26 protein-coding genes are annotated in these 23,379 nt (G+C 58.3%); 8 read left to right on the forward strand and 18 right to left on the reverse strand.

The annotated features are described in order from the left end of the window. Positions 1-27 precede the first annotated feature (27 nt). The gene (locus FS804_RS16900) at positions 28-1,158 is read left to right on the forward strand and encodes a glycoside hydrolase family 105 protein (protein ID WP_144577943.1); all 1,131 of its coding nucleotides are present in this window, start codon (positions 28-30) and stop codon (positions 1,156-1,158) included. A 10-nt stretch (positions 1,159-1,168) separates the two neighbouring features. Here the strand turns inward: FS804_RS16900 and FS804_RS16905 are convergent, their stop codons facing one another. Further along, a complete protein-coding gene (locus FS804_RS16905; RefSeq protein WP_144577945.1) occupies positions 1,169-1,405 on the reverse strand; it encodes an acyl carrier protein in 237 nt (78 codons plus the stop codon). 308 nt (positions 1,406-1,713) lie between these two features. Between FS804_RS16905 and FS804_RS16910 the strand changes: the two genes are divergently transcribed. Continuing rightward, positions 1,714-2,811: an acyltransferase gene (locus FS804_RS16910; protein WP_144577946.1), complete on the forward strand. Its 1,098-nt coding sequence runs from the start codon at positions 1,714-1,716 to the stop codon at positions 2,809-2,811. A gap of 611 nt (positions 2,812-3,422) precedes the next feature. Here FS804_RS16910 and FS804_RS24980 read toward each other — a convergent pair. From FS804_RS24980 to FS804_RS16960, 11 genes are all read right to left on the reverse strand, one after another. Continuing rightward, on the reverse strand, positions 3,423-3,560 hold the full coding sequence (locus tag FS804_RS24980) for a hypothetical protein (RefSeq protein WP_172801636.1): 138 nt from the start codon (positions 3,558-3,560) through the stop codon (positions 3,423-3,425). Between the two features lie 92 nt (positions 3,561-3,652). Further along, positions 3,653-3,868: a hypothetical protein gene (locus tag FS804_RS16915; RefSeq protein ID WP_063949908.1), complete on the reverse strand. Its 216-nt coding sequence runs from the start codon at positions 3,866-3,868 to the stop codon at positions 3,653-3,655. Positions 3,869-3,904: 36 nt separating this feature from the next. After that, positions 3,905-4,141, reverse strand: a complete 237-nt coding sequence (gene rpsU / locus FS804_RS16920) for a 30S ribosomal protein S21 (RefSeq protein ID WP_063949907.1) — start codon at positions 4,139-4,141, stop codon at positions 3,905-3,907. Positions 4,142-4,168: 27 nt separating this feature from the next. After that, positions 4,169-4,459: a cold-shock protein gene (locus FS804_RS16925; RefSeq protein ID WP_144577948.1), complete on the reverse strand. Its 291-nt coding sequence runs from the start codon at positions 4,457-4,459 to the stop codon at positions 4,169-4,171. Positions 4,460-4,568: 109 nt separating this feature from the next. After that, a complete protein-coding gene (locus FS804_RS16930; RefSeq protein WP_003508146.1) occupies positions 4,569-4,778 on the reverse strand; it encodes a cold-shock protein in 210 nt (69 codons plus the stop codon). Positions 4,779-5,039: 261 nt separating this feature from the next. Next, a complete protein-coding gene (locus FS804_RS24985; protein WP_186376845.1) occupies positions 5,040-5,210 on the reverse strand; it encodes a hypothetical protein in 171 nt (56 codons plus the stop codon). A gap of 318 nt (positions 5,211-5,528) precedes the next feature. Next, entirely contained in the window at positions 5,529-6,764 is a 1,236-nt protein-coding gene (locus FS804_RS16940; RefSeq protein WP_144577950.1) for a Gfo/Idh/MocA family protein, read from the reverse strand. Positions 6,765-6,782: 18 nt separating this feature from the next. After that, positions 6,783-7,604 carry a sugar phosphate isomerase/epimerase gene (locus FS804_RS16945; RefSeq protein ID WP_144577952.1) on the reverse strand — a complete coding sequence of 274 codons (822 nt, stop codon included), beginning with the start codon at positions 7,602-7,604 and terminating at the stop codon, positions 6,783-6,785. Between the two features lie 27 nt (positions 7,605-7,631). Next, on the reverse strand, positions 7,632-8,795 hold the full coding sequence (locus FS804_RS16950; protein ID WP_144577954.1) for a dihydrodipicolinate synthase family protein: 1,164 nt from the start codon (positions 8,793-8,795) through the stop codon (positions 7,632-7,634). Between the two features lie 10 nt (positions 8,796-8,805). Then, the gene (locus FS804_RS16955) at positions 8,806-9,948 is read right to left on the reverse strand and encodes a Gfo/Idh/MocA family protein (RefSeq protein ID WP_186376847.1); all 1,143 of its coding nucleotides are present in this window, start codon (positions 9,946-9,948) and stop codon (positions 8,806-8,808) included. 244 nt (positions 9,949-10,192) lie between these two features. After that, on the reverse strand, positions 10,193-10,891 hold the full coding sequence (locus tag FS804_RS16960; protein ID WP_144577955.1) for a TetR/AcrR family transcriptional regulator: 699 nt from the start codon (positions 10,889-10,891) through the stop codon (positions 10,193-10,195). A gap of 118 nt (positions 10,892-11,009) precedes the next feature. Between FS804_RS16960 and FS804_RS16965 the strand changes: the two genes are divergently transcribed. The 4 genes from FS804_RS16965 to FS804_RS16980 all read left to right on the forward strand — a co-directional run bounded on the left by FS804_RS16965 (position 11,010) and on the right by FS804_RS16980 (position 15,288). Further along, complete coding sequence (locus FS804_RS16965; RefSeq protein WP_144577957.1) at positions 11,010-12,299, forward strand: ABC transporter substrate-binding protein; 1,290 nt, start codon at positions 11,010-11,012, stop codon at positions 12,297-12,299. 72 nt (positions 12,300-12,371) lie between these two features. Then, a complete protein-coding gene (locus tag FS804_RS16970; RefSeq protein ID WP_010972768.1) occupies positions 12,372-13,259 on the forward strand; it encodes a carbohydrate ABC transporter permease in 888 nt (295 codons plus the stop codon). After that, positions 13,252-14,127: a carbohydrate ABC transporter permease gene (locus tag FS804_RS16975; protein ID WP_063949899.1), complete on the forward strand. Its 876-nt coding sequence runs from the start codon at positions 13,252-13,254 to the stop codon at positions 14,125-14,127. The genes FS804_RS16970 and FS804_RS16975 overlap by 8 nt, the downstream gene beginning before the upstream one ends. 87 nt (positions 14,128-14,214) lie before the next feature. Beyond that, positions 14,215-15,288, forward strand: a complete 1,074-nt coding sequence (locus tag FS804_RS16980; protein WP_063949898.1) for an ABC transporter ATP-binding protein — start codon at positions 14,215-14,217, stop codon at positions 15,286-15,288. Positions 15,289-15,305: 17 nt separating this feature from the next. On the opposite strand, the gene FS804_RS16985 is transcribed toward FS804_RS16980, so the two are convergent. The 6 genes from FS804_RS16985 to FS804_RS17010 all read right to left on the reverse strand — a co-directional run bounded on the left by FS804_RS16985 (position 15,306) and on the right by FS804_RS17010 (position 20,850). Next, positions 15,306-15,785 carry a hypothetical protein gene (locus FS804_RS16985; RefSeq protein WP_144577959.1) on the reverse strand — a complete coding sequence of 160 codons (480 nt, stop codon included), beginning with the start codon at positions 15,783-15,785 and terminating at the stop codon, positions 15,306-15,308. Beyond that, entirely contained in the window at positions 15,782-16,042 is a 261-nt protein-coding gene (locus tag FS804_RS16990) for a DUF4160 domain-containing protein (protein ID WP_144577960.1), read from the reverse strand. Before FS804_RS16990 ends, FS804_RS16985 begins: the two co-directional genes overlap by 4 nt. A gap of 93 nt (positions 16,043-16,135) precedes the next feature. Beyond that, the gene (locus tag FS804_RS16995) at positions 16,136-16,912 is read right to left on the reverse strand and encodes a sugar phosphate isomerase/epimerase (RefSeq protein ID WP_144577962.1); all 777 of its coding nucleotides are present in this window, start codon (positions 16,910-16,912) and stop codon (positions 16,136-16,138) included. After that, positions 16,909-17,925 carry a hydroxyacid dehydrogenase gene (locus FS804_RS17000; RefSeq protein WP_144577964.1) on the reverse strand — a complete coding sequence of 339 codons (1,017 nt, stop codon included), beginning with the start codon at positions 17,923-17,925 and terminating at the stop codon, positions 16,909-16,911. Before FS804_RS17000 ends, FS804_RS16995 begins: the two co-directional genes overlap by 4 nt. Continuing rightward, positions 17,922-19,793: a DUF2264 domain-containing protein gene (locus FS804_RS17005; RefSeq protein ID WP_144578127.1), complete on the reverse strand. Its 1,872-nt coding sequence runs from the start codon at positions 19,791-19,793 to the stop codon at positions 17,922-17,924. Before FS804_RS17005 ends, FS804_RS17000 begins: the two co-directional genes overlap by 4 nt. After that, the gene (locus FS804_RS17010; RefSeq protein ID WP_144577966.1) at positions 19,786-20,850 is read right to left on the reverse strand and encodes a LacI family DNA-binding transcriptional regulator; all 1,065 of its coding nucleotides are present in this window, start codon (positions 20,848-20,850) and stop codon (positions 19,786-19,788) included. The genes FS804_RS17005 and FS804_RS17010 overlap by 8 nt, the downstream gene beginning before the upstream one ends. 112 nt (positions 20,851-20,962) lie before the next feature. Here FS804_RS17010 and FS804_RS17015 point away from each other — a divergent pair, with 112 nt between their 5' ends. After that, the gene (locus tag FS804_RS17015; protein ID WP_063949893.1) at positions 20,963-22,255 is read left to right on the forward strand and encodes an ABC transporter substrate-binding protein; all 1,293 of its coding nucleotides are present in this window, start codon (positions 20,963-20,965) and stop codon (positions 22,253-22,255) included. Positions 22,256-22,435: 180 nt separating this feature from the next. Continuing rightward, positions 22,436-23,365 (forward strand): transcriptional regulator, encoded by a 930-nt coding sequence (locus FS804_RS17020; RefSeq protein WP_144577968.1) that lies wholly within the window; start codon positions 22,436-22,438, stop codon positions 23,363-23,365. The last annotated feature ends 14 nt before the right edge of the window (positions 23,366-23,379 follow it).

Below are 23,379 nucleotides of genomic sequence, written 5' to 3' on the forward strand. Positions count from 1 at the left end.
GCTTTTACAGTTGCGGCGAGGCGATTAATGAATCCCATCGACTATTTTGACCAATTTTCGAGCCGATACCGCCACTACAAGGGCGGAAGCTGGTGTTACGAGGACGGGTGTGTCTATCGTGGTTTGCAGCAGCTTTATGACGCGACCGGAGATCGTCGCTGGAATGCGCATCTTCATCGCCTTGCCGATCAACAAATAGCGCCTGATGGAACGCTCGCCGGTTACGATCCGCAGGAATATAATATCGACCACGTTTTAGCCGGGCGTGTTCTCTTTCCACTCTCGGCGGAAACGAACGATCCGCGTTACCTTAAGGCTGCAGAGCATCTGGCCGGGCAGCTCAGCACGCACCCCCGAACGGGAGCGGGGAACTATTGGCACAAGAAGCGCTATCCGCATCAGGTCTGGCTGGACGGCCTCTACATGGGTCTTCCCTTCCAGATCGAATACGGCCTTGCCAAAGGTCGCGAGGATTTGATCGGCGATGCCTTACGCCAGTTTTCGACCGCACTCGCCGTCACGAAAGACGGCGGTGACCTCTATGTTCATGGGTACGATGAAAGCCGCAGCCAGCTTTGGGCCAACAACGAAAGCGGCAAATCACCCGCCGTCTGGGCGCGCGCGGTCGGGTGGCTCGCCATGGCGCTGGTGGACGCGCTGACACTTCTTCCGGAAGACAACGCAACGCGAACGCTTCGGGATGCGGCACGGCACCTTCTGGCGGGCATCGTGGCGCGACAGACCAACAACGGCCTCTGGATGCAGGTTCTGGACGAACCGCACCTCGCGGGCAACTATGAGGAAACGTCGGCGTCTGCCATGTTCGCTTATGCATTGTTGCGCGCGGAGCGACTGAAGCTCGTGCAGGGGAGAGCGGCGAACGATGCTCTTTCAGCGGGTCGTCGCGCCCTTCAGGCGATCTTGCAAACGCGCCTCAAAGCTGATGAGCAAGGTGTGATGCGGCTGATCGGTATCGTGCATGTCGCCGGGCTTGGTGGCTTCGAGGGGAATTATCGCGATGGGACGCCGGAATATTATCTCACGGAGCCTGTTGTCTCCGACGATGCCAAGGGTGTAGGGCCGTTAATGATGGCCTATGCGGAGAGCCTGCGTCTTGCCGGGGTGAATGCCGGCCAAAGGGCCCCGACGATTGGATGAAATGCCAGGTTCAGGCTTTGTTTTTTTCAATAAAACGAATGGCGTCGCCGACAGTCAGGATGGTGTTGGCGGCGGAATCAGGGATTTCGACCCCGAATTCCTCTTCAATTTCCATCACGATCTGGACGGTCTCGAGGGAATCTGCACCAAGATCGTCTGCGAAGTTGGCGTCATCGACGACTGCGGCGGGGTCCGCACCAAGCTGATGGACGATGATGTCTCTGATACGTTCTGCAACGGTGGACATGGTAATACTCCGCAAGACTTGTCTGCCGGTCACCCCGACCCAGGTGAAATCGCCTTGAATTTCCAAGACAAAACCAAAACAGATTTCGCTGGGACAGGCAGCAGAGTCACCTGGTCGAAAGATGATGACATCGGGGCGTATCTTGCCTTTCGCAACCGCGAAAGGGCAGGGGGGCCAACATCATAGTCGAGGATAATGCGGTTTGCTCGCGATTCCGAACATATTTTCGCTGGCTAAGATGAACCTGCTCGCAGTAAAGCTCGTCCATTAGAACATCAAACTGTTCAGTCACCTCAGAGCCATAACCCATGATAAACTCATCTTCGGAACGGTTCATATTGCTCGACGGTATCAGGGGGGTGGCCGCTCTTTTCATCGTTCACCGCCATGCCGAGGACCTGTTTGGAAAGAGCACGGCGTCGAGTTATCTGGCCGTGGACTTGTTCTTTGCGCTCAGCGGTTTCGTGCTGGCGCATGCCTATAGCCGCAGATTGGGCGAAGGCGCCATGACGCCCAGCTTTTTCATGAAGGCGCGCTTCGCCCGGCTCTATCCGCTTTATGTCCTGGCGCTGACGTTGATGGCCGCTTATTTCATCTGTCTCTACGCGCTCGGCCTGCCGACGCCGATCGATGATCTGCACCGCCTCATCAATCCCGGCGAACTCGCTTTTGCCCTCGTCACGGGCTTGCTGTTTTTGCCAGCACCCTTCACACTGACGCTAAACGGCGCACTGTTTCTCGTTAGTCCGGCGTGGTCGCTCTTCAACGAACTTGTGGTGAATGCCGTTTATGCCCGTTGGGGTGTGCGGTTTTCGGTGCGGCAGACTGCTCTTGTACTGGGAATCAGTGCGTTTGTGCTGATGGTTGCGGCGGTCGAGTTCGGCCGTCTGCATGCGGGCTTTCGCTGGCACGAGATGTATGCCGGCATGGGACGCGTCTTCTTCTCGTTCTTTGCTGGCGTGCTGATTTATCGCTTCCGCGATCGCACACCGCAAATAAGACCCGTTCAGGCGACCCTTTGCCTTCTCTTTGTCTGTACCATTCTCGCAGCTCCGATGTCGCCCGAGCTTCGGCCCTTTTTTGACCTTGCGGTCGTTCTGTTCGTCTGGCCGCTGCTTCTGGTCGTCGCCAGCAAAACGGTGCCGGGGCGCAGCGTCGGCGCGGTATCGGTGTTTCTCGGAACGGCGTCCTATGCGGTCTATGTCCTGCATATTCCGCTTCTCGCCTGGACCGAATTTCTGATCCCGGCGGTTCACCGCGACGATATGGCCCTTCCGGCGGGCGTCGTTTTCCTCATTGCCACGACGTGCCTCTCCTGGTGGCTGACGGTCTATTACGATCAGCCAGTCCAGAGATGGCTGAAAAGCCGATTGAAGAAGCAACGCGACGTCCGCCAGCCGGTCTGATCCTGTCCTGTGTTCGCGCTGTCAATAATGCGCGAAAATCGGTGCCGTTATCACGAAGGCCGCAACAAGGCTGATGATCGTCAGTTTCGCCGCTCGCATGCGGCGCATTCTGCGACCGCTCCAGTCATACGTCATACCCACCTCCACGCAGACGCAAAACATATCGGCAGGGGCTGCATCCGAATAGCGGAGCCGTTATGGGATCCCACTCGTCAGACGTACATTCCATGCCTCAGCGTTCCCAAGCCCGCCTGATCGCAGGGGGGACGCTTAATATCAGTGTTGCCTGATATAGGGAGTTTGCCAAGCCATTATTTTCATCGGTGATTTTGGAGGTGATTTTGAACGCTGAATAACCAGCGCGTGTCCCGCAGAAAACAGAAAAGGCCGGGGCAATATTGCACCGACCTTCCACACATCGCTCTCAACACCAGTGCCAGTACATCCGTGGTCAAAAGTCTAAAAGCGACTAACGCAACTGCGAACGTCGATTTCATTCGCGCTCACCAGCAGTTGCTATGAGAGATATTTAGTTTGGCAATGTGGCCAAATCAAGTCCAGTATCTATATCGATGAATTTATTCGACTTGATACACAGGCCACAGGCCGCACTATTTCTTTTTGCCGTCCGCCGTGGTGGCGTTTGCGAACTTGACCTGCGAGCCAGCAGGGGCTGCTGCCGGCGCTTTCGTCTTGTCCTTTTTGGGTTTTCGGATTTCCTTGTTGCTGCGCAACTGACCCTTGGCCATGGTGTCCTCCTCCTGAATTCCATAGCCACTGGCGGCTATGGATGATCCGCTCCTGATGCAGTTCTCGCAGCGTTTCCGGAGATCCCGAACGGCTATCTCTTGCCGGATCGTTTTTTCGCGGCAACGGGAGCGTCGACAATAACAGTCGCTTCCTGTGCTTCACGAAGCTGACGAAGTCGTTCCGTTTTGCGGGCGCGCTGGTCAGCCTCGGCATTGATGATCTGCTTTGCGGCGCTATCCGTCAATGATGCTTTGTCCTGCGCGGATAATTTGCCGGGTTTGAAAAAAGCTTCTTTAGTCGCGGCCATGGCATTCTCCTTTGGGCAAGAGCAGTGTCGAGCGGCTTAGCGGGTGCGGGCAGCCTTCTTCGGCGCCGGCAGCAGGCCCTCACGCTGCATCTTCTTCTTTTCCAGCTTGCGATGACGACGCACGGCTTCGGCCTGTTCACGGACCCGCTTTTCCGAAGGCTTTTCATAGGATTCGCGTGCACGCATTTCGCGGAATATGCCCTCGCGCTGCATTCTCTTTTTCAGAACGCGAAGGGCTTGGTCTACATTGTTGTCGCGGACGAGTACTTGCAAGAAATTCTCCTTCAGCAGCCGACGCTGCTATTTTCTGACTTTGATGGAACTCAGGTTGATCCAGCTGGATCCCGCTTCGCGCACCGCCGTGTTCTCGCTGGTGCGTGGCGTCGGCGTGGTGGACGCTGACAAATCTATTTCGTCGATCGCAATACTGCGGTCGAAATTTTCCTGCTGGAAGCGCACCCTGAGACGAACGACGCCCTGTCCCTCCGGCATGACGGACATCACGCGCGCAGGACCTTTGGGCTGGTTGTTGCCGATGACACCGGGCTTCAGAAAAACTGTGTCGCCGGACTTATAGGAATTTTTACGCATAGGACCTCCATGGCCCAAAAACAAAAGGCCGGGCGTTGACCCGACCTCTCACAGTCATCCTAACCTGCAGCCAGTACATCCGTGGTCTGCGGTTTGGAAATGACGAATATCAAGCTGCCTGAAGGTTGTCAGCCGAGCTCTTGCCAGAACGACGGTCCTGGACGATCTCGTAGCTGATCTTCTGGCCGTCGTTCAGAGAACGCATGCCAGCGCGCTCAACAGCGGAGATGTGGACGAAAACGTCCGTGCCGCCGTTGTCAGGCTGAATGAAGCCGAAGCCCTTGGTGGCGTTAAACCACTTTACAGTACCAGTGTTCATAACGATTTCCTTTCGTAGAATCGTTGTGGTTCCCGCGATACCTTGCGGGATAAGATCGATTATTTGAGAGGAAATCCGACGGGGAACAGTCTGTTCCAGAACGACGTCACAAGCAATGGTCGATGAAGCAAATATAGGCTCAATTTTTGATTTTGCAATGACTGAAGCGGAGAAACAGGATTTTCGTCTCGTATTTGAAGGCTAAGCTGCTGTTAATGCGCCGAAATATAATAAAGGTATGATATTTCGGCGCTATTGGCGTCAACCGGAGCCCGGCGTGACATCCTTGCCGTCGCCATCCGGCAGGCTGCCGGCGCCAGGGGTCTTTTCATTGTCTGTTAGCGACGGTTTGGCGTGGGGACCCGCCGGCGGAATATCGCTGGCCTTGGAGGGCTTGTTCTCATCGCGTTTTGGCGTTTGCTCTTGCGTCATGAAGGTTCTCCTTTTGACGGGAAAACGCTGTTGCGCAGACGAGGTTCCGCAATCAAGAACGCTTCAGGAGAACGAGCTTAGCGTCGGGAACGCGGTTTTTTCTCTTCGCGGTTCATATCCCGTCCCACCCACTTGAAGAACACAATGAGGCAGAGGCCGATGACGATAAGCGGAACGATGGACTGCAAACTGGACATGACTCACTCTTTCTTCCCCCGGCAGTCACTCTACCGGTAGGAAAGAAGCGCGTAATCTGCGGAATATCGCCCGTTCTTTTTCGTAAATTGAGCAGCAACGACCTTGTCTGCAGATCGAAGACTAAAGCGGCAGCGATTTTATAGGCTGGGATCCGCCTTCACGGGCGCTTTTCAGGGCCGCTACGCCGGTCAGAACGGACATGGCGCCTGCGCGTGAGCCCGCCCGCTGCCGCAGCCGATCATTGGAGCCAGGCTTGAAAATCATGTCGCGCATACGGTTGTCCCCGCCATAGTGGCCGCCCGGCTCATGCGGCACCCATATGCGCTCGACACCGCCGCCAAAACTTTTGACGACGAGGATTTCGTCGGCAGGGGGTTCGGTCCACGGCTGCTTTTCATATTGGCGCATCTCGATGCGACCCTTGTGGCCATTGAAGGCGATGTGGTGGCCCTCTATCGGCATGTAGGTGTTGAGCGAATAGGAAACCTGCACGCCGCTCTCGTAACGGATCGAAGCGCTCATCGTGTCGGGAATGTCGATCTCCTCCCGGAAGACACAGGCATCACGCATGTAGCCGTCAATGCTCGACGGGTCTTCATAGAGCGCATCAAGGAAGGGATCGGCGCCGAGATCCATGAAATAATCACACTCATCCTTGTGCAGACAGGTGCGACAGCGCGTTCCGCGGAACGGGCCATTCTTGCCATAATGCAGCAGCTGTCCGAACCCCTTCACTTCCACGGGGTCGGAATCGAGATACCAGTTCAAGAGATCGAAATGGTGGGTGGCCTTGTGGACGAACAGACTGCCGGAATGTTCGGTGAAGGCGTGCCAGCGGCGGAAATAATCCGCGCCGTGGTGGTTATCGAGATACCAGTGGAAATCGACCGAGGTTACCGTGCCGATGGCGCCTTCGTCGATCAGCTCCTTGATGCGGGCGGCGGTGGGGGAGAAACGGTAATTGAACGACACGTCGACACGGCGACCGCTTTTGGCCTCCGCCGCGCGAATGCGATCGATCTTCTCCGGGGTGGTGGTCATCGGTTTTTCACTGATGACATCGGCTCCGCCTTCCAGCGCACGGATGATAATGTCATCATGCGTGTCGTCAGGGGTGCAGACGATTACCAGTTCCGGGCGCTGCTCCAGCATCATTTGGTCGAAATCATCGTAAAGCGGCGCGTTCGATCCCATCATGGCGCGGGCGCGTTGGGCGCGCATCAGGTTCAGGTCGCAAATGCCCACCAGCTCGACATAATCGCTCCAGCCGGCCAGCAACTCGCGGCCCCACATGGTGGTGCCGCGATTGCCGGTGCCAACCAGCGCGTAACGTTTGCGTTTCACCCTTTCAGGCATCGTCACTCTCCCGGATAATCAACAAACAGTCTTGAAACGCTCGACCACGGTGGACAGAACCTCATCCATCGGCCGCGCCTGCCAGCGATGCGAGAAAATCTCCACTTCCTGCGGGCCGTGGAAGCCGGCGGCCTCGATCATGGCGCGAAACGCCTTGAGATCAATCACGCCGTCGCCCATCATGCCGCGATCATTGAGCGGATCGGTGGTCGGCACCAGCCAATCGCAGATGTGGTGGGCGAGAATTTGCCCGTTCCTGCCCGCACGCGCCACCTGCTCTTCCAGTTCCGGATCCCACCAGACATGGTAGACGTCGATGGCGACGCCGGTTCCTGCGCCAAGCCTGTCACAGAGATCGAGCGACTGTTTGAGCGTGTTGAAACAGGCGCGGTCCGCGGCATAGAAGGGATGCAGCGGCTCTATGGCGAGTGGCACACCGGCGGCTCGTGCGTAGGGAAGAAGTTCGGCCATGCCGTCCTCCACCATCTGCCGCGCGCCCTTCAGGTCACGCGAGCCCGCAGGCAGGCCGCCCACGACAAGCACGAGGCAGTCGGCCTTCATGGCCGCGGCCTCATCGACGGCGCGTTTATTGTCCTCGATGGCGAGACGTCGGCCTTCTGCGTCGATGGCGGGGAAAAAGCCGCCACGGCAATGGCCGGAAAGGCGCAGGCCGTTTGCTTCGACGATGCGCGCGGCTTCGGTCAGCCCGATGCCATGAACCTGCTCGCGCCACGGCGAGATAGTTGTGATGCCGTGGGCGAGGCAGGCGTCAACAATGGCGCTGAAGTTAGCGCCTTGCCGCACGGTGGCGAAATTGATTGAAAGGCCTTCAAGGCTCATATCGATGTCTCCCCTGGTTCTGCTGCCTTAGCCGATGCCCCGGACCGAAAGGAACGCCTTCATGCGGTGCGTCGCCAGGTCAGGTTCAGCCAGCACGTTGGCCTTGTCCGCCAGCCGGAAAAGCTCGGCGAAATGCTGCGTGGAACGGGCGCTTTCCTGTCCGCCAACCATGGTGAAATGATCCTGCAATCCGTTGAGGTAGGCGAGGAACACCACACCTGTCTTGTAGAAGCGGGTAGGTGCCTTGAAGATGTGACGCGAGAGCGCCACCGTCGGCTCCAGAATGTCGAAGAATTCATTGTCCGCGCCGCGCTTCAGACTAGCGAGAGCTTTGGAGGCGGCGGGCGCAATGGCGTCGAAAATGCCGAGTAGGGCGTCCGAATGTCCTTGTGCGTCGCCGGCGATCAATTCGGCATAATTGAAATCGTCGCCGGTATACATGCGCACGCCCGCGGGCAGGCGGCGGCGCATGGCAATTTCCTTCTCCTTGGAAAGAAGCGAAATCTTGATGCCGTCGATCTTGTCGGCATTCTCCTCGATCATGGCAAGGCAGGTGTCCATCGCCACCATATGGTCGCCCGAGCCCCAGTAGCCCTCAAGCGCCGGGTCGAACATCTCGCCCAGCCAGTGGATCACCACTTTCTGGTCGGCGTGGCCAAGGACCCTGGAATAGGCCTTGAGATAATCATCCGGGGAACGAGCGGCAGCGGCCAGAGCGCGGCTCGCCATCAGGATAACGCGACCGCCTTCACCCTGAACAAAATCAAGCTGTTCAAGGTAAGAGTGGACAATCTGATTCAGATCGTAACCGCTGCCGTTCAGATGATCGGTGCCCACTCCGCAGGCAATCAGCGCATCCTTGCGACTGGCGGCTTCCTTCAGCGACCGGGAGATCAGCTCCTGCGCCTGCGGCCATGCCAGCCCCATGCCGCGCTGAGCCGTATCCATGGCTTCGGCCACGCCAAGGCCGAGGTCCCACAGCCGGTGACGGAAACGTAAGGTCGCATCCCAGTCGATGGCGGGTGTCAGCCACGGATCGTTGTCGGCAAGCGGATCGGCCACCACGTGAGCGGCGGCGAAGGCGACGCGGTTGAAATCCGCAGCACTTCGTTTTTCAACAGCGACCGGTGTGCCGGACAGCCTGTAGACCTCGATGCTGCGGTCGTCCTTCGGAAGCTTCAGTTCGCTCACGTCAGCCTCCTCAGGAAATGGCGGGAACGTCGAGCCAGCGGCGTTCCTTCCACGATCTCAGCCCCAGCTCGGCAAGCTGCACGCCCTTCACGCCTTCCATCAGCCCATAGGGCCATGGGTCATTGTCCACCAGATGGCGCACGAACATTTCCCACTGCGCCTTGAAGCCATTGTCATAGACGACATTGTCAGGCACTTCCTGCCAGGTCTTGTAGAAGTCGATGGTCTGTGGCTGGTCGGGGTTCCATACCGGCTTTGGCGTGTTGGTGCGGTGCTGGGTGAAGCATTTGGTCAGGCCCGCCACCGCCGAACCATGGGTGCCATCTACTTGGAAGGTGACGAGATCGTCGCGACGCACCCTCACCGCCCATGAAGAGTTGATGTGGGCGATAATCCCGCCCTCCAGTTCAAAGGTGGCGTAGGCGGCGTCGTCCGCATCCGCTTTGTAGGCTTTGCCCTGTTCATCGAAACGTTCGGGAATGTGCGTCGCGCCGAGGCAGCTCACGGATTTCACCGGGCCGAAGAGATTGTCGAGCACATAACGCCAGTGGCACAGCATATCGAGAATGATGCCGCCGCCGTCCTTCAGGCGGTAGTTCCATGACGGGCGCTGCGCCGGCTGCCAGTCGCCCTCGAACACCCAGTAACCGAATTCGCCCCGCACGGAGAGGATTTTGCCGAAAAAGCCGCTGTCGCGCAGCATGGCGAGCTTCCGAAGGCCGGGCAAGAACAGCTTATCCTGCACCACGCCGTGCTTGACGCCGGCGCTTTCGGCGAGCCTCGCAATTGCCAGCGCCTCTTCCATCGTGTCGGAAATGGGTTTTTCGCAATACACGTTCTTGCCGGCCTTGATGGCTTTCTCCAGAAGGCTGCCGCGCATCTGCGTGGTGCCGGCATCGAAGAACAGCGTGTCGTCGGGGTTTGCCAAAGCTGCGTCGATATCAGTCGTCCAGCGGGCAACATTGTGCTTCCTGGCGATTTCCTCGATCTTCGCGCCGTTGCGGCCGACCAGAATGGGGTCAAGCATGACCCTTTCGCCGTTCTTCAACAGCACGCCGCCCTGATCGCGAATAGCGAGAACGGAGCGCACGAGGTGCTGGTTGTAACCCATGCGGCCGGTGATGCCGTGCATGATAACGCCGATACGTTTCATGAATTTCCTCCCAAGGCGGCCTTTTCCCGAAAGCCGCTTCCGTCAAACATGGCTATTTGTAACCATTTGGTTATTTGTGATCGTGAAGAGTACGATCTGTCAAGGTGTTTTTGGCAGGAAAAGTTTGGATTTCAGAAGAGCAGCCGTCAGCCTTGCCCACCGCGCTGCAAAAGAAAAGGACGCGCTTCGCGGATGCGAATAGCGCGTCCTCGCTGTTGTTAAACGGGAATTCGGTTCTCTTGGTTCAGACTGGCCGCACTGCAGCAAGCAGGGTGTGGACGATATGCTGGCCCCAGCGTTCCAGTTCAGATGGGTCGGTCAGGTCACGCTGGAAGATCGTCGACAGCGTAAACCGGTTCGAAAGATAGAAAGCGCCGAGCGAAGCGATGGTCAGATAGACGTCGATCGGATCGAGGCCGTCGCGAAATTCGCCCGCCTCGCTGCCACGCCGCAACACGTCTTCAAGTTCCGAAATGAAATTCGAATGCATCGCCGTGATCGTCGGGGATTGCCTGAGATAACGGGCTTTATTGAGGTTTTCGGTGGCGAGAATGCTCAGAAATTCTGGATGGTCGAGGAAATAATGCCAGGTGAAAAGTGCAAGTTCCCGTAAGCCCTCCGACGGGGGCTTGCGGGTCAGGTCAAGCCGTCTTTCGGTGTGGCGGATGTGGCGATAGGCGTCTTCCAGAACCGCGAGATAAAGTGCGTCCTTATCGCCGAAATAGTGATAGATCATCCGTTTGTTGGTGCCGGCGCGACGGGCGACAACATCGATTCGAGCGCCGGCCAGGCCCTTCGCCGCCACCTCGCGGCGGGCCGCTTCAAGAATGGCTGCCCGGGTTCTTTCAGGGTTCCGCACCTGTGCGGTGGCGCGTTTGCGCTTGGGCGCTGGAGTTTCTTGCGGGGCCGCGTCGAGTGGCTGGTCCTTTGTCGTTTTTTCCATTTAAGCACCCGCTTGACAATGTTTGCGATCGGTGTTCCCATGTAACCAATTAGTTATAAAACGGCAAGTGTCGTTTACGCTCATCATCAATTTGGCAGTCATTAGGGAGGAGTTGCCAATGTCCGTGATGCTTCACAGGAGAAGTGTGCTTTCAGCGGGGCTTGCTGCCCTGTCGCTAGCAGCATTTGGAGGAGGGTCGGCGCAGGCGCAGGCCGCGCGACTTCGCATGTTGTGGTGGGGTTCGCAGGAGCGCGCCGATCGCACCAATAAGGCGATAGCAGCCTATAAGCAGGTTAAGCCGGATCTCGATATTGCCGGGGAATTCGCCGGCTGGAGCGATTACTGGCCGCGCCTTGCCACCCAGGTGGCGGGCCGCAATGCGCCTGACCTGATCCAGATGGATTATCGCTACATTTTCGAATATGGCCGCCGCGGCGCGTTGGCACCCCTCGATGACTATATTGGCAAGGGCCTGAAGATCGAGGATTTCGGCAAGATGAACATCGATTCCGGCAGGGTCGATGGCAAGCTTTACGGCATCAATCTCGGCGTCAATTCCAGCGCTGTTTTCTTCGACAAGGCGGCCTGGGAAAAATCCGGCGCGACACCGCCAGCGATCGGCCAGACCTGGGAAGAGTTTGCCGAGAACGCCGCCAAGCTCAGCAAGAACAAGCCGAAACCCGGTTATTATGCCACGGCCGATGCGAGCGGCGTGGAACCGAGCTTCGAAAACTGGCTTCGCCAGAACGGCAAGTCGCTTTATACGCAGGATGGTGGCATCGGCTTCGATCCTGCTGACGCGACCAAGTGGTTCACGCTCTGGGCGGATCTGCGCAAGAGCGGCGCCTGCGTGCCCGCCGATGTGCAGGCACTCGACCAGCTCAACATAGAAACGAACCCCCTGACGACGGGCAAAGCGGCAACCGCATTTGCTCATTCCAACCAGTTCGTCGGTTATCAGAAGCTCAACAAGGCGAAGCTGGCGATAAGCTCTTATCCAAAGAGCACGAAGGATGGCCCATCCGGCCACTACCTCAAGCCCTCCATGTTGATCAGCGTTGCCGCCGGCAGCGCCGGCATCGAGCAGGCGGTTGGTTTCATCAATTTCCTCGTCGCGGAACCTGAGGGTATCGATATTCTCGGTGTGGAGCGCGGTGTTCCTGCTTCGGAATCCATGCGCAATGCGCTGACCCCCAAGCTCGATGAAGTCAGCAAGAGCATGGTGGAATATATCGCCGAGATTACCCCCGGCGTCGGCGATCTGCCGCCGGCGCCGCCTCCGGGGGCGGGCGAGTTTGCCTTTGTCCTGAAACGTACGGCGGAAGAAGTCGGCTTCGGCAAGATCACCCCGGAAGAAGGCGGTGACCGCCTCGTCAAGGAATCCGAAACCGTTATCAAACGGAAGTGATGGTTTATGGCCTTTCGATCTGAAACTCTTGTGGGGGAGAGCCGTGGCGCGGCTCTCCCGAAGCGGGGCGGCATGAGGCGGATGTTCGACCGCAACATTCACGCCTACCTGTTTCTTCTGCCCTGGCTCATCGGCTTTTTCGGCCTTACCCTCGGCCCGGCGCTTGCGTCGCTTTATCTGTCTTTCACCAATTACGACCTGTTGCAGTCGCCGGACTGGGTTGGTGCGGCCAATTATGTGCGCATCGCCACGGCCGACCCGAAATTTGCCGCCGCCATGCAGGTCACCTTTACCTATGTGCTGCTGTCGGTGCCGCTGAAGCTGATCTTCGCGCTGCTGGTGGCGCTCGCTTTCAATCGCGGCATTCGCGGTCTCACCCTCTACCGGGCAATCTTCTATCTGCCGTCGCTGCTGGGTTCGAGTGTCGCAATCGCCGTTCTCTGGCGCCAGCTTTTCGCCTCTGACGGTCTCGTCAATATGATCCTCTGGCAGGCTTTCGGTTACGAAGGACCGAGCTGGATTTCCAATCCGGATTATTCTATCTACACTCTGGTCATCCTGTCGGTCTGGCAGTTCGGTTCGCCGATGATCATCTTCCTCGCTGGTCTGAGACAAATTCCGCAGGATATGTACGAGGCCGCCGAAATCGATGGCGCGAGCAAAGTGCGGCAGTTCTTCCGTATTACGCTGCCCCTTCTGACGCCGGTGATCTTTTTCAACGCTGTCATCCAGACCATCGACGCCTTCAAGGCCTTCACACCAGCCTTCATCATCTCCGAAGGTACGGGCGGGCCGATCAATTCGACGCTGTTCTACACGCTCTATCTCTACCAGGAGGCCTTCGGCTTCTTCCGCATGGGCTATGCCTCGGCGCTTGCCTGGATTTTGGTGATCATCATCTCGCTGTTCACGGCCTTCTCGTTCCTCAGCGCGAAATACTGGGTACATTACGATGACTGACGCTGTTACCGCCCCCCGGCCGGGACAAGGCCCGCAACGCTCGCCGCTGAAATCGGTGATGCTCCACACGGCATTGATCATTGCTTCCTTTGCGATGCTCTATCCGATCCTGTGGATGATTTCAGGTTCGTTCCGTCCACAGGATGAGCTGTTCGGTTCTTCGTCGCTCATCCCCTCGTCGGTCGATATCGGCGGTTATATCCGTGGCTGGACCGGGCTGCAGGTGAGTTTTGGTCAGTTCTTCTGGAACTCCTTCTTCATCTCGGTGCTCGCCACCATCGGCAATGTGGTCGGCTGCTCGCTCACCGCCTTTGCTTTTGCGAGGCTGCGGTTCGGTGGACGCAATTTCTGGTTTGCGCTGATGCTCGGCACCCTGATGTTGCCCTATCACGTCGTGCTCATTCCGCAATATATACTGTTTCTGGAAATGGGCTGGGTGAACACCTCGCTGCCGCTGATCGTGCCGAAGTACCTGGCGACAGACGCCTTCTTCATCTTCCTGATGGTGCAGTTCTTCCGCGGCATTCCGCGCGAACTGGACGAGGCGGCGGTCATGGATGGCTGCTCGCCCTTCCGCATCTACTGGAAGATCATGCTGCCCCTGTCGTTGCCGGTTCTGGCAACCGCCGCCATCTTTTCCTTCATCTGGACCTGGGATGATTTCTTTGGGCCGCTGATCTATCTGAACGACATCAACACCTACACCGTGCAGCTTGGCCTCAGATCCTTCGTGGATTCCACCGGCAGTTCGGACTGGACCTCGCTTTTCGCCATGTCCAACCTGTCGCTGGTGCCCGTCTTCCTGTTTTTCCTGTTCTTCCAACGGCTGCTGATTGAAGGCATCGCCACCACCGGAATGAAACGCTGAACGGGACCCGGATCGGGAACGCATTTTTAAGACAATCAACACTGTCGCAGCCGTCCCGCATGCGGCGCGACAGTCGGGAGAAACAGCATGGCAAGCAGCATTACGCTCGAAAAAATCGTCAAGCGGTTCGGCGCTTTTCCGGTCATCCACGGCATCGATCTCAAGATCGAGCCGGGCGAGTTCACCGTTTTTGTCGGCCCTTCGGGCTGTGGCAAATCCACGCTTCTGCGCATGATCGCCGGGCTTGAGGAAATCTCCGAAGGGGATCTTCGCATCGACGGTGAGAGGGTCAACGAAACCGCCGCATCGAAACGCGGCATCGCCATGGTCTTCCAGTCCTATGCGCTCTATCCGCATATGAGCGTCTACAAGAACCTCGCCTTCGGGCTGGAAACGGCGGGCTACAAAAAACCGGAAGTCGAGGCGAGGGTGCAGAAGGCCGCCGATATACTGCAGATCGGCCCGCTGTTGCAGCGCAAGCCGAAGGCGCTGTCCGGCGGCCAGCGCCAGCGTGTCGCCATTGGTCGCGCCATCGTGCGCGAGCCGAAAATCTTTCTGTTCGATGAACCGCTCTCCAACCTCGACGCGGAGCTGCGCGTGCAGATGCGTGTTGAAATCGCCAAGCTGCACCAGACGCTCGGGAGCACGATGATCTATGTGACGCATGACCAGGTGGAAGCCATGACCATGGCCGATAAAATCGTCGTGCTGCGCGACGGCCGGATCATGCAGGTCGGTCGGCCGCTCGATCTTTACAACAATCCCGCCAACCAGTTCGTGGCCGGTTTCATCGGCTCGCCGAAGATGAATTTCCTCTCCGCAAAGGTGGCTTCAGGCGACAGTTCCAACCGCACCATCGAAGTAGCGGGACAGCGCATCGTATTGGAAAAACCGGTCGCCGCGCAGCAGGGGGAACCGCTCACCTTTGGCGTGCGCCCGGAACATGTGAACCCGCAGGCGCCATCCTCGCTCGGCGAAGCCTCCATCCAGCTTGTGGAACATCTCGGCGGCTCGACGGTGGTTTACACCAACACCCCCGACGGCCAGTCAGCCACCCTCCTGCTGGACGGCCAGCGCCAGATCCGCATCGGCGAGACCATTCCCTTTGCGTTTGATCTTTCGAAGACTCATCTGTTCGGGGCGGATGGGCGGCGGATATAGCCCTGCCGGCAGCCGTCTTACGCCGCGTGTTTCGGGCGTCCGGGACGGCGTGGCCGGAAATGCGCATGCATGAGAAGCGGGTCGCGCTGGGTGGCCCGCAACAGCATCTTGACCGCGTGGCTTACGGGCGTGCCTGCACGATAGTTGTTCCACGTCCGTAACGTGACGCCGAGAAAATCCGCCGCCTCATTATTGGAAAGGCCGATTTCCTCCTGCCATTTGCGCAGGTCGTCCACATCGAAGTCCCGCTGGTCCTCAGCGATCTGGTAAAGGTGATAGGCATCGATTGCCAGGTCGTCTCCGTCCCATTCCACAGTCGCGCCATAGTCGGCGACTGTCGCGGTCTGCCAGATCTCTGCCGAATGGAGCGGATTGAGCAATTCTCCTCCGGTCGCTATCCATCCTGTCAGATCGGCGGTCGACTGGCTCCCGTCCGCCCAGTCGATGATGAGCGTGCAAGGCGGTTTGGGCAGGATGGTTTTGATGCGTGGTGTCATGACTTCTTTCCCCTTACTACAATGGGAAAACGCGGGTTCGTCCGATTCCATTCATTGACAATCAGGTTCCCATTGCTTCTCGCCCATGCCAAAGCTTCGGCTTCAGCCCTGCGGGATAGCTTGCCGCGCATGATTTCCAGAGTTTCGATGTTGACAAGGGCATCGGCATCCGGTGTTACGATGTGAAAATGCGGTGGCAAATGATCGTTCGCATAGACGCGTATGATGATGTTCCCAATCTGAACCAGCTTGCCCATGCAGCCTCCACGGCACCAATAAAACATAGTGCATAAATTTCACTATGTGAAGGGCGGCAAACAAGCATATCTCCGGTAAGTGGTAGTCGGGTTCTATATTCTATAAAGAATGTCGGTGAGAACCGCCGCATCTTCCGCGAACTGTCCGGCATCGTCGCCTTTGACGAATTCAAGCATCGCGAAAGCCGGTTTTTTCCAGTCGCTCTCCGGCAATGCATCCACGCACGCCCGCCAGTACTCTGCCCGGTCGGCAAGCGGCAGGCGGCTGGCGTCGGAGAGCCAGGCGAACACATGCAGATGGCAGATGCGTGGGCCGAGTGCGGATATTTCCGCGAGTGCCTCTTCCAGCGGCAGGCCGGGGGCGGGTTGCCAGTAGAAAAAGAGGTTAAGCATCGGCAAATCCTGCGCCAGTTGCTTCGCGGAGGGCAGGGTGTCGGTCAGCGAATTGGGGTGATACTCGAGGCCGATCGTCATCCCGTAGTCGTTCGCCCTGTTGGCGATTGTCGCCAGCGCCTGTGTTGCATCCCGTCGTTCGGCGGCAGAGTATTCCGTGGAAGGGCGTTTCCGTCGCCCCGGCCAGATACGGATATGGCGTGCGCCGAGCGCCCCTGCCGTTTCGAGCACAGCGGTCACATTATCAGATGTGAAATCCGGCGCGAAGATATAGGAACCGTAGGACGAAACCGAGAGACCGGTTTCTGCCGTCCGCGCCGCAACCTGCCGCGCATTCTCTAGGTCGCCCGGCGGCACATGGACATCCCCGCCCCATTCGATTGCCTTGATGCCATTGGCGGCGGCAAGGTCGATGACGGCCTGTGGCGTCAGGGAGCGGAAGGTGACAGAGCAGAGGCCCGGCTGCAACATCCTCATGCGATCAGTTCCAGATGCTCCGGCCGGACCTGCTGCTGCAAGGGCATGCCGAGGCAGAAGCGCTCGATCTCGGCGATGGCCATCTCTCCGAGCCTTGCCCGCTCAAGGCCGGTGGCGCCGGCGATATGGGGAGTGAGAAAGACATTTGGAAGCGTGTAAAAGGGTGAATCCAGTGGCGGCACTTCCGGGTCGGTGACGTCGATGATGGCTTCGATGCGGCCGGTTTTCAGTTCGGTTAGGAGCGCGTCTTCATCCACCAGCGCGCCTCGAGCGGTGTTGATCAGTGTCGCGCCGTCCTTCATGCGGGCGAGTTCCGGAGCGCCGATCATATGCCGTGTCTGCGGCAGCGAGGGAGCATGCAGGGAAATGACATCGCTCAGGGTCATCAACTGATCGAGTGGGACGAGACGCACGCCGAGTTTTTCCGCTTCCGCAGCGCCAAGAAGTGGATCGAACAGGATCAGGTTGAGATCGAAGGGCTGCAACAGGCTGATCACCCGACGCCCAATGCGTGAGGCGCCGACAATGCCGACCGTCAGACCGAGATTGCCGATCGCCTGCGCCTGCAATTGCTCGACGGGCCCGCGGCCACGATGTTCGAGATAAAGACGCCGGAAGCTGAAGGTTCTTTTACCGGCGAGCAGGATCATCGCCAGCGAAAATTCGGCAACCGGCTGTGCGTTCGCCTCGGCCGCGCTGCACACCGTAATGCCCCGATCAAACACCGCTTGCGACAGGAAATATTTGACCGTGCCGGCAGCATGGGAGATCAGCCTGAGCCGCGGCATCGAAGCGAGCTCCCTTACCCCGATCTCCGGGCAGCCCCAGCCGGTCAGAAGAATATCCGTCTGCGCGAGCTGCTCTTGCACCGCGGGATCGTGGAAGTCGCTGATCGGAAGAGTATCGAGTATATCGGCAATCTGTGAAAGCTTGGTCAATGCCTGCGAAGTCAGCACGTGCTGTGTTCGCTTGGTATCCATCGCCAGACTGAGACGTGGAAGCGGGCTTGTCATTGCGGCAGTCCTGCCATGGCGCTGACCGGAGCTCCCTCATCAGCAAACAGGCGATCAAGCGTTTCGAGGTCCGGGAGGCGCGGAACAGAAGCCAGTGCCTCCTTGCTTTCTGCCCCGCTGACACCGACAAAGACGGCACAGGCAAGCAGAGTGTCCCCCGCGGGAATATCACCCCGCAATTGCGGCACCGTGGTCTTGGCGTTGATGAGGTTCGTGTTGGGAAGCGCTTTCAGCGCGACGCCGTACCGGGTGATGCTCGAACCAAGATCGACAATGGCGGAAATATCGGTCCCGCAATCGGCCGTCGCCCGTCCGGTCTCTTCGCGCAAGGCATCGCCGTCGCCATCGTTGCGGTTGATTGCAAAGCCGCCTTCGATCAGGGAAAGGGGGCGTTCGGACGTGATCCGGTGCAGCCGGATATGCCAGTCGCCAGCCACAACCAGCGTGGTTTCAACGGCGACATCGGCAAACGGCTTCCATGTCGCGCGCAGGTTTTCCCCCGCCAGCAGAACCCTCTCGTTGGTTTCGCGCACGCGGTAATGCAGGCCGTCGTCGGAAAAGGCCAGAATATTGTCGAAGCCGTTGGTCTTGAAACCACGTTCATCCACTTCGACGCCGAAACCATAACGGGAGGAATAGGCGAATTTGGCATATTTTTCTGGGCCGCCGCGCATGGCGAGGTTTTCCTGCCCGCTGGAAAGTGCGGTCACGTTGCCCTTCGTCCGCATCATGACCATGCCGGGATGAACAAGCGGCTTAGGGCTTGCGGATGGTTCGGGCAGCTTTTCTTCCGCCAGCCAGAAGGGGTGGCTTTCCGGCAGGGCGAGCGGCAAAAACGCCTTGAAGGCCCAATAGGGCGAACCGGCCGAATTATAGCTTTCCGACATGGTAAGCTGCGGATAGGCGTAACCGATGGAAAGCACGCCGTCGCGACCCGCAATCGGCTTGTCCGCCCACCAGCGCAGATGGCTCAGATAAAGTCCCTTGATCTCGCCCCAGGGCAGCGCCTCCTCGTCGGCAAAGGCAAGGCCGGCCCAGAAACCGCCGCAGGCAAAACGGTAGGTCATGGAGCGACCAAAAGCCAGTGTTCCGCCATCGTTATCGAACCAGCTGGCGAAATCGCCAGCGAAAAGCCGTGCGCGTTCGCGGTAACGTTCGGCAAAGGCATCACCCGGCTTGCTCAGTTTCGCATAAATCAGGCCATAGAAATGCATGGCGAAGGCAATATAGTGATCGACGCGGCGGTAATTGCCATCGCGATACCAGCCGTCGGCTATATAGAAATCGTCGAGTTGCTTCTGGAAGGTTTCCGTCAGGCTGCGGTCGAATTCGATACCGAGATGGTCGAGCGCCATGTCGACCATGATGCGAAAAAACTTCCAGTTATTGTCGGCGTATTGGCGCTCGCGCGCTGCCAGGAGATAGCGGCGCACATTGTCTTTCTGTGTAGCGGACAGCGGCTCCCAAAGGTGCTGCGGCGCAAGGCGCAGCGCAAATCCGATGGCCGCGAGCTCCACAAGTCGCTGGTCTTTTTCGCGTACGTCGCCCCAATACTCAGGGTGGGAAGGGTCGGTGCCATTAGCGATGCCCCGTGCCAGAAGCGGCCAATGGTCGAATGGATCGCCGCCCATCGCCAGCGGCGCGATGCCCCATAGCGGCCGGGCAAAGCCTTCCAGATCAGCCGCGGCGCGGTCGAAATGTGCGGCGGTGCCGCTCAGCGTCACCCTTGCGCCGCCTGCCGAAAAATAGCGGAGAAGCGGCGCGAAACTGTCATCCAGCGCCCGGCGCACATCGGCGCGGCTTTTCAGCGGGTTACCGTATAGCGGATTAAATCTGGCCATTGCGGGTCTGGTCATGGTGTCATGCATCACGTGTTGCCTTCCGCGTCACTTTCGCCGCGCCTGCGGTTTGCCCCTCGACAAGATGAACGCCGAGCTGCACCTGACGGGCGTTGGCGGAAGGCTCGGTCAGACGCCGCCGCAGCAGGTCAACCGCTTCGCGGGCGATCTCGCGGCGTTCGACCCGGATTGTACTGAGACGAGGCGTGGAGAGTTCGGCAAAAGGAAGGTCGTCGAAACCGATGATGGAAAGATCCTCGGGCACGCCGAGGCCAAGCTCCTGCGCTGCGCCCAGCGCACCAAGCGCAATGGCGTCATTCATGCAGAATAGGCCTGTCAGTTCAGGGTTTTGGGCCAGCAGCTGACGAACCGCATCGCCGGCCTGCCCGAAGCCGCTATCCGCCGTCGAAAGCAGGAACTCCTCATAGGTCGCTCCCTCTTCCTCAAGAATCGTCTGCCGGAAACCGCGCATACGCTCCCTGATGGTGTGGCGATGATGTGGGCCTATATAGGCGACCTTGCGATGCCCCAGTTCCAGCAGTCTTCGTGCTGCCAGCGCACCCCCGTAAAAATTCGAAGGCGAGACGCAATCGAGGGCCATGGCGGGATCGGCGCTGTTGACCAGAACCGGTTGCACGACGCCCTGCGTGATGCGGTGGATGATCTCCTCCTCAGGATCGAGGCCGATTGCGAGGAGGCCGTCCACCTCGCAAACCCGCTGGATCAGCGCGTCGTCAATCTGCTTCTGGTGTAAAAGCCTGATATCGAGTTCGAATCCGTCCGTCTGCGCAAGGCTTCGCAACGTATCGAAAATGTCGTGGTAAAAGGCGCCGATATCGCCGGTTGCCCTTTCCGCGGACATGAGCGCAAGAATTGTCTTGCCTTCCAGCGGCACGCCGGTTGTCTGGTTCATCGCCGGTCGCAGAGGATAGCCGAGCTCCGCCGCAACGCCCAGAACCTTGGTCTGGATCGATGCGCTGATTCCTTTTTCGCCAGCCAAAACGCGCGAGACAGTGCTGATGGAGACGCCAGCGCGTTGGGCGATATCCGACTGACGCGGACGGCTGATGTCGGGCGTATCGTTCATATCGTCTCCTGCGCTTGCAAAAAAATCATTTGTAATGCAAATATTGCAACGAAAGAAAAATTGCAAGAAATTAAGCCGTATCTGAAAAATTTGCAAAACGCGGGAGGAGCAGATGCAAATGATCGATAGACGTGGATTTTTGGTGACCGCGGCACTGGCCGGCCTTGGCGTTGCCGCTGGCGGCTTGCGCGCGTCCGCAGCAGACACGCGCCTCCGTTGCGTATGGTGGGGATCTGCCGATCGCAGCAAGCGCACCAACGATGTCATTGCTCTTTACCAGAAGGCCAATCCGCAGACGGAGGTGAGCGGCGAAATGATCGCCGGTTCCGATTACTGGACCAAGCTTGCGACGTCGATGGCGGGACGCAACGTTGCCGATATCTTCCAGCTCGAGCCTTCCACCATTGCCGATTATTCGGGTCGAGGCGCCTGCATGGAGCTGGATCAGTTCGTCGGCAAGTCGCTTGATCTTTCTACCTTCGGCAAAAGCGAGGTGGATCTCTGCCGCATCGACGGCAAGCTTTACGGCGTCGGCCTCGGGCTGAATTCCTTCTGCATGATGTATGACGCCGATACGCTGAAGGAGGCCGGCGTATCTGTGCCGAAGGAGCAGATCACCTGGAAGGCGCTTGCGGAACTGGCGCGCGATTTCAAGAAGAACGGCCCGGCAAAACGCAACTATTGGGCCGTGCCCTATGGCGCGCGTTATCATTATGTCTTCGATGTCTGGCTGCGTCAGCGCGGCAAGCTTCTGTTCCAGGACGGCACCATCGGCTTTAACAAGGAAGACGCCAAGGAATGGTTCGCCTATTGGGAGGACCTGCGCGAGAACAAGCTTTGCGTTTCCGCCGATATCCAGACGCGCGACGACAATACCATCGAGTCCAACGCCTTGACGCTTGGCAATTCAGCCATCGGTTTTGCCTATTCCAACCAGCTTGTCGGCTACCAGAAACTCAACAAGCAAACGCTCTCCATCGGTATGCTCCCGGGCGAGGGGCCGGGGAAGCCAACCGGTCATTATTACCGGCCAGGGCTCATCTGGTCGATTTCGTCCACCTCGACCAATGGGGAAGAGGCGGCGAAATTCATCAACTTCTTCGTCAATGATCTGGAAGCGGGCAAGGTGCTCGGCGTCGAGCGCGGCGTGCCGCCCGCCAAGGTGGTGCGTGAGGCCCTGTTGCCGACGCTCAATGAGACCGAGCGCAAGACGGTGGATTACATTGAGAGCCTGTCGGGTAAGTTGGATTCCTACCCCGAGCCCGCCCCGATCGGCGCCAATGAGTTTGACCGCGGCGTGATGCGTCCTATCGCCGATTCGCTCGCCTTCGGCCGCGCCAGCGTGGATGAAGCAGCGCAAAATCTCGTCGACACCGGCACGCGGACCCTGCGCAAGCGCGGGTGACGACGAAAAGGCACCGCCGTGCCGTCTCGCAGCCGCATGGCGGTGCCTTTCCCTTGATATCTGGCGACGTGGGAAGGCTTTCTTTCCTTTGCGCCGGCATTATGACAAAGAGGGCTGGACAAGTACGGGTTATTTAAGCCAGAAATTCTGATCTGGATCGATAAATCTGAAGATTAGACTATGGCGCCCAATTTCCTGCTCGTTGATGCTGAAAAAGAGTTCGATGTTCTGAAGGCGGCTGCGTCTCTGATCCGCGTACAGATATTGAAATTGCTACATGAGCAAAGCGGCCTCAACGTCAACGAAATCGCTCAAAAATTAGAGCTGCCGCAGTCCACCGTTTCCGCCGGTGTGGCTGTGCTCGAAGACGCCGGGCTGTTGCGGACGGAGACACGCAAGGCCCGTAAGGGCAGCCAAAAAATCTGCTTTGCCACCTGCGACGAACTGATCGTTTCCTTCCGGAAACCCGAGGTGCCGGTGGTCTCAAATTACATTGCGGTCGCCATGCCGCTCGGCCTCTATACCCAGAGTTCTGTCACCGCGCCCTGTGGCATCTGCTCGCCCGATGGTATTATCGGGCTTCTCGATGTGCCTGATACTTTCATGGATCCAGACCGGATGAAGACGGCGCTGCTATGGCTGACGTCGGGTTTCGTGGAGTATCAATTCCCTAATAATGCCAAGATTCAGGGCCGTGAAGTCGAGGAAATCGAGTTTTCGATGGAGGTGAGTTCCGAGGTGCCGGGAACTCACAGCAATTGGCCCTCCGATATCACGCTGTCCGTCAATGGCAAGGAAATCGGCGTCTGGACCTCGCCAGGGGACTTCGGCGACAAGCGTGGCGTCTTCACGCCGGACTGGTGGAAACTGTCCGGCTCCCAATACGGGATGCTGAAAACGTGGCGCATCACCGCACAGGGAACCTATGTCGACGGAACCCGCATTTCGGATGTCACGCTTGCGGATATCGATCTCGCCAGCCACCGCTCCATTCGGTTACGCATCGAGGTCAAGGCCGATGCCAAACATCCCGGCGGGTTGAACATCTTCGGTCGTGGTTTCGGCAATTATGATCAGGACATAATCCTGCGGCTGCGAACAGCCGGCTGATCTCACAAAAGTCA

The organism is Agrobacterium sp. DE0009 (assembly GCF_007680755.1).
In the GTDB taxonomy this organism is placed as follows: Bacteria; Pseudomonadota; Alphaproteobacteria; order Rhizobiales; family Rhizobiaceae; genus Agrobacterium; species Agrobacterium tumefaciens_B.

Bases quoted from the DNA above. Each gene is read 5' to 3' on its own strand.
- FS804_RS17000 (WP_144577964.1), bottom strand. From the start codon at position 17,925: ATGACAAGCCCGCTTCCACGTCTCAGTCTGGCGATGGATACCAAGCGA.
- FS804_RS16990 (WP_144577960.1), bottom strand. From the start codon at position 16,042: ATGGGCAAGCTGGTTCAGATTGGGAACATCATCATACGCGTCTATGCG.
- FS804_RS17005 (WP_144578127.1), bottom strand. From the start codon at position 19,793: ATGCATGACACCATGACCAGACCCGCAATGGCCAGATTTAATCCGCTA.
- FS804_RS16925 (WP_144577948.1), bottom strand. From the start codon at position 4,459: ATGCGTAAAAATTCCTATAAGTCCGGCGACACAGTTTTTCTGAAGCCC.
- FS804_RS16940 (WP_144577950.1), bottom strand. From the start codon at position 6,764: ATGCCTGAAAGGGTGAAACGCAAACGTTACGCGCTGGTTGGCACCGGC.
- FS804_RS17010 (WP_144577966.1), bottom strand. From the start codon at position 20,850: ATGAACGATACGCCCGACATCAGCCGTCCGCGTCAGTCGGATATCGCC.
- FS804_RS24985 (WP_186376845.1), bottom strand. From the start codon at position 5,210: ATGACGCAAGAGCAAACGCCAAAACGCGATGAGAACAAGCCCTCCAAG.
- FS804_RS17015 (WP_063949893.1), top strand. From the start codon at position 20,963: ATGCAAATGATCGATAGACGTGGATTTTTGGTGACCGCGGCACTGGCC.
- FS804_RS16930 (WP_003508146.1), bottom strand. From the start codon at position 4,778: ATGAACACTGGTACTGTAAAGTGGTTTAACGCCACCAAGGGCTTCGGC.
- FS804_RS16965 (WP_144577957.1), top strand. From the start codon at position 11,010: ATGTCCGTGATGCTTCACAGGAGAAGTGTGCTTTCAGCGGGGCTTGCT.
- FS804_RS16995 (WP_144577962.1), bottom strand. From the start codon at position 16,912: ATGAGGATGTTGCAGCCGGGCCTCTGCTCTGTCACCTTCCGCTCCCTG.
- FS804_RS16900 (WP_144577943.1), top strand. From the start codon at position 28: ATGAATCCCATCGACTATTTTGACCAATTTTCGAGCCGATACCGCCAC.
- FS804_RS16975 (WP_063949899.1), top strand. From the start codon at position 13,252: ATGACTGACGCTGTTACCGCCCCCCGGCCGGGACAAGGCCCGCAACGC.
- FS804_RS16970 (WP_010972768.1), top strand. From the start codon at position 12,372: ATGAGGCGGATGTTCGACCGCAACATTCACGCCTACCTGTTTCTTCTG.
- FS804_RS16955 (WP_186376847.1), bottom strand. From the start codon at position 9,948: ATGAAACGTATCGGCGTTATCATGCACGGCATCACCGGCCGCATGGGT.
- FS804_RS16905 (WP_144577945.1), bottom strand. From the start codon at position 1,405: ATGTCCACCGTTGCAGAACGTATCAGAGACATCATCGTCCATCAGCTT.
- FS804_RS24980 (WP_172801636.1), bottom strand. From the start codon at position 3,560: ATGGCCAAGGGTCAGTTGCGCAGCAACAAGGAAATCCGAAAACCCAAA.
- FS804_RS16910 (WP_144577946.1), top strand. From the start codon at position 1,714: ATGATAAACTCATCTTCGGAACGGTTCATATTGCTCGACGGTATCAGG.
- FS804_RS16945 (WP_144577952.1), bottom strand. From the start codon at position 7,604: ATGAGCCTTGAAGGCCTTTCAATCAATTTCGCCACCGTGCGGCAAGGC.
- FS804_RS17020 (WP_144577968.1), top strand. From the start codon at position 22,436: ATGGCGCCCAATTTCCTGCTCGTTGATGCTGAAAAAGAGTTCGATGTT.
- FS804_RS16960 (WP_144577955.1), bottom strand. From the start codon at position 10,891: ATGGAAAAAACGACAAAGGACCAGCCACTCGACGCGGCCCCGCAAGAA.
- FS804_RS16980 (WP_063949898.1), top strand. From the start codon at position 14,215: ATGGCAAGCAGCATTACGCTCGAAAAAATCGTCAAGCGGTTCGGCGCT.
- FS804_RS16985 (WP_144577959.1), bottom strand. From the start codon at position 15,785: ATGACACCACGCATCAAAACCATCCTGCCCAAACCGCCTTGCACGCTC.
- FS804_RS16915 (WP_063949908.1), bottom strand. From the start codon at position 3,868: ATGGCCGCGACTAAAGAAGCTTTTTTCAAACCCGGCAAATTATCCGCG.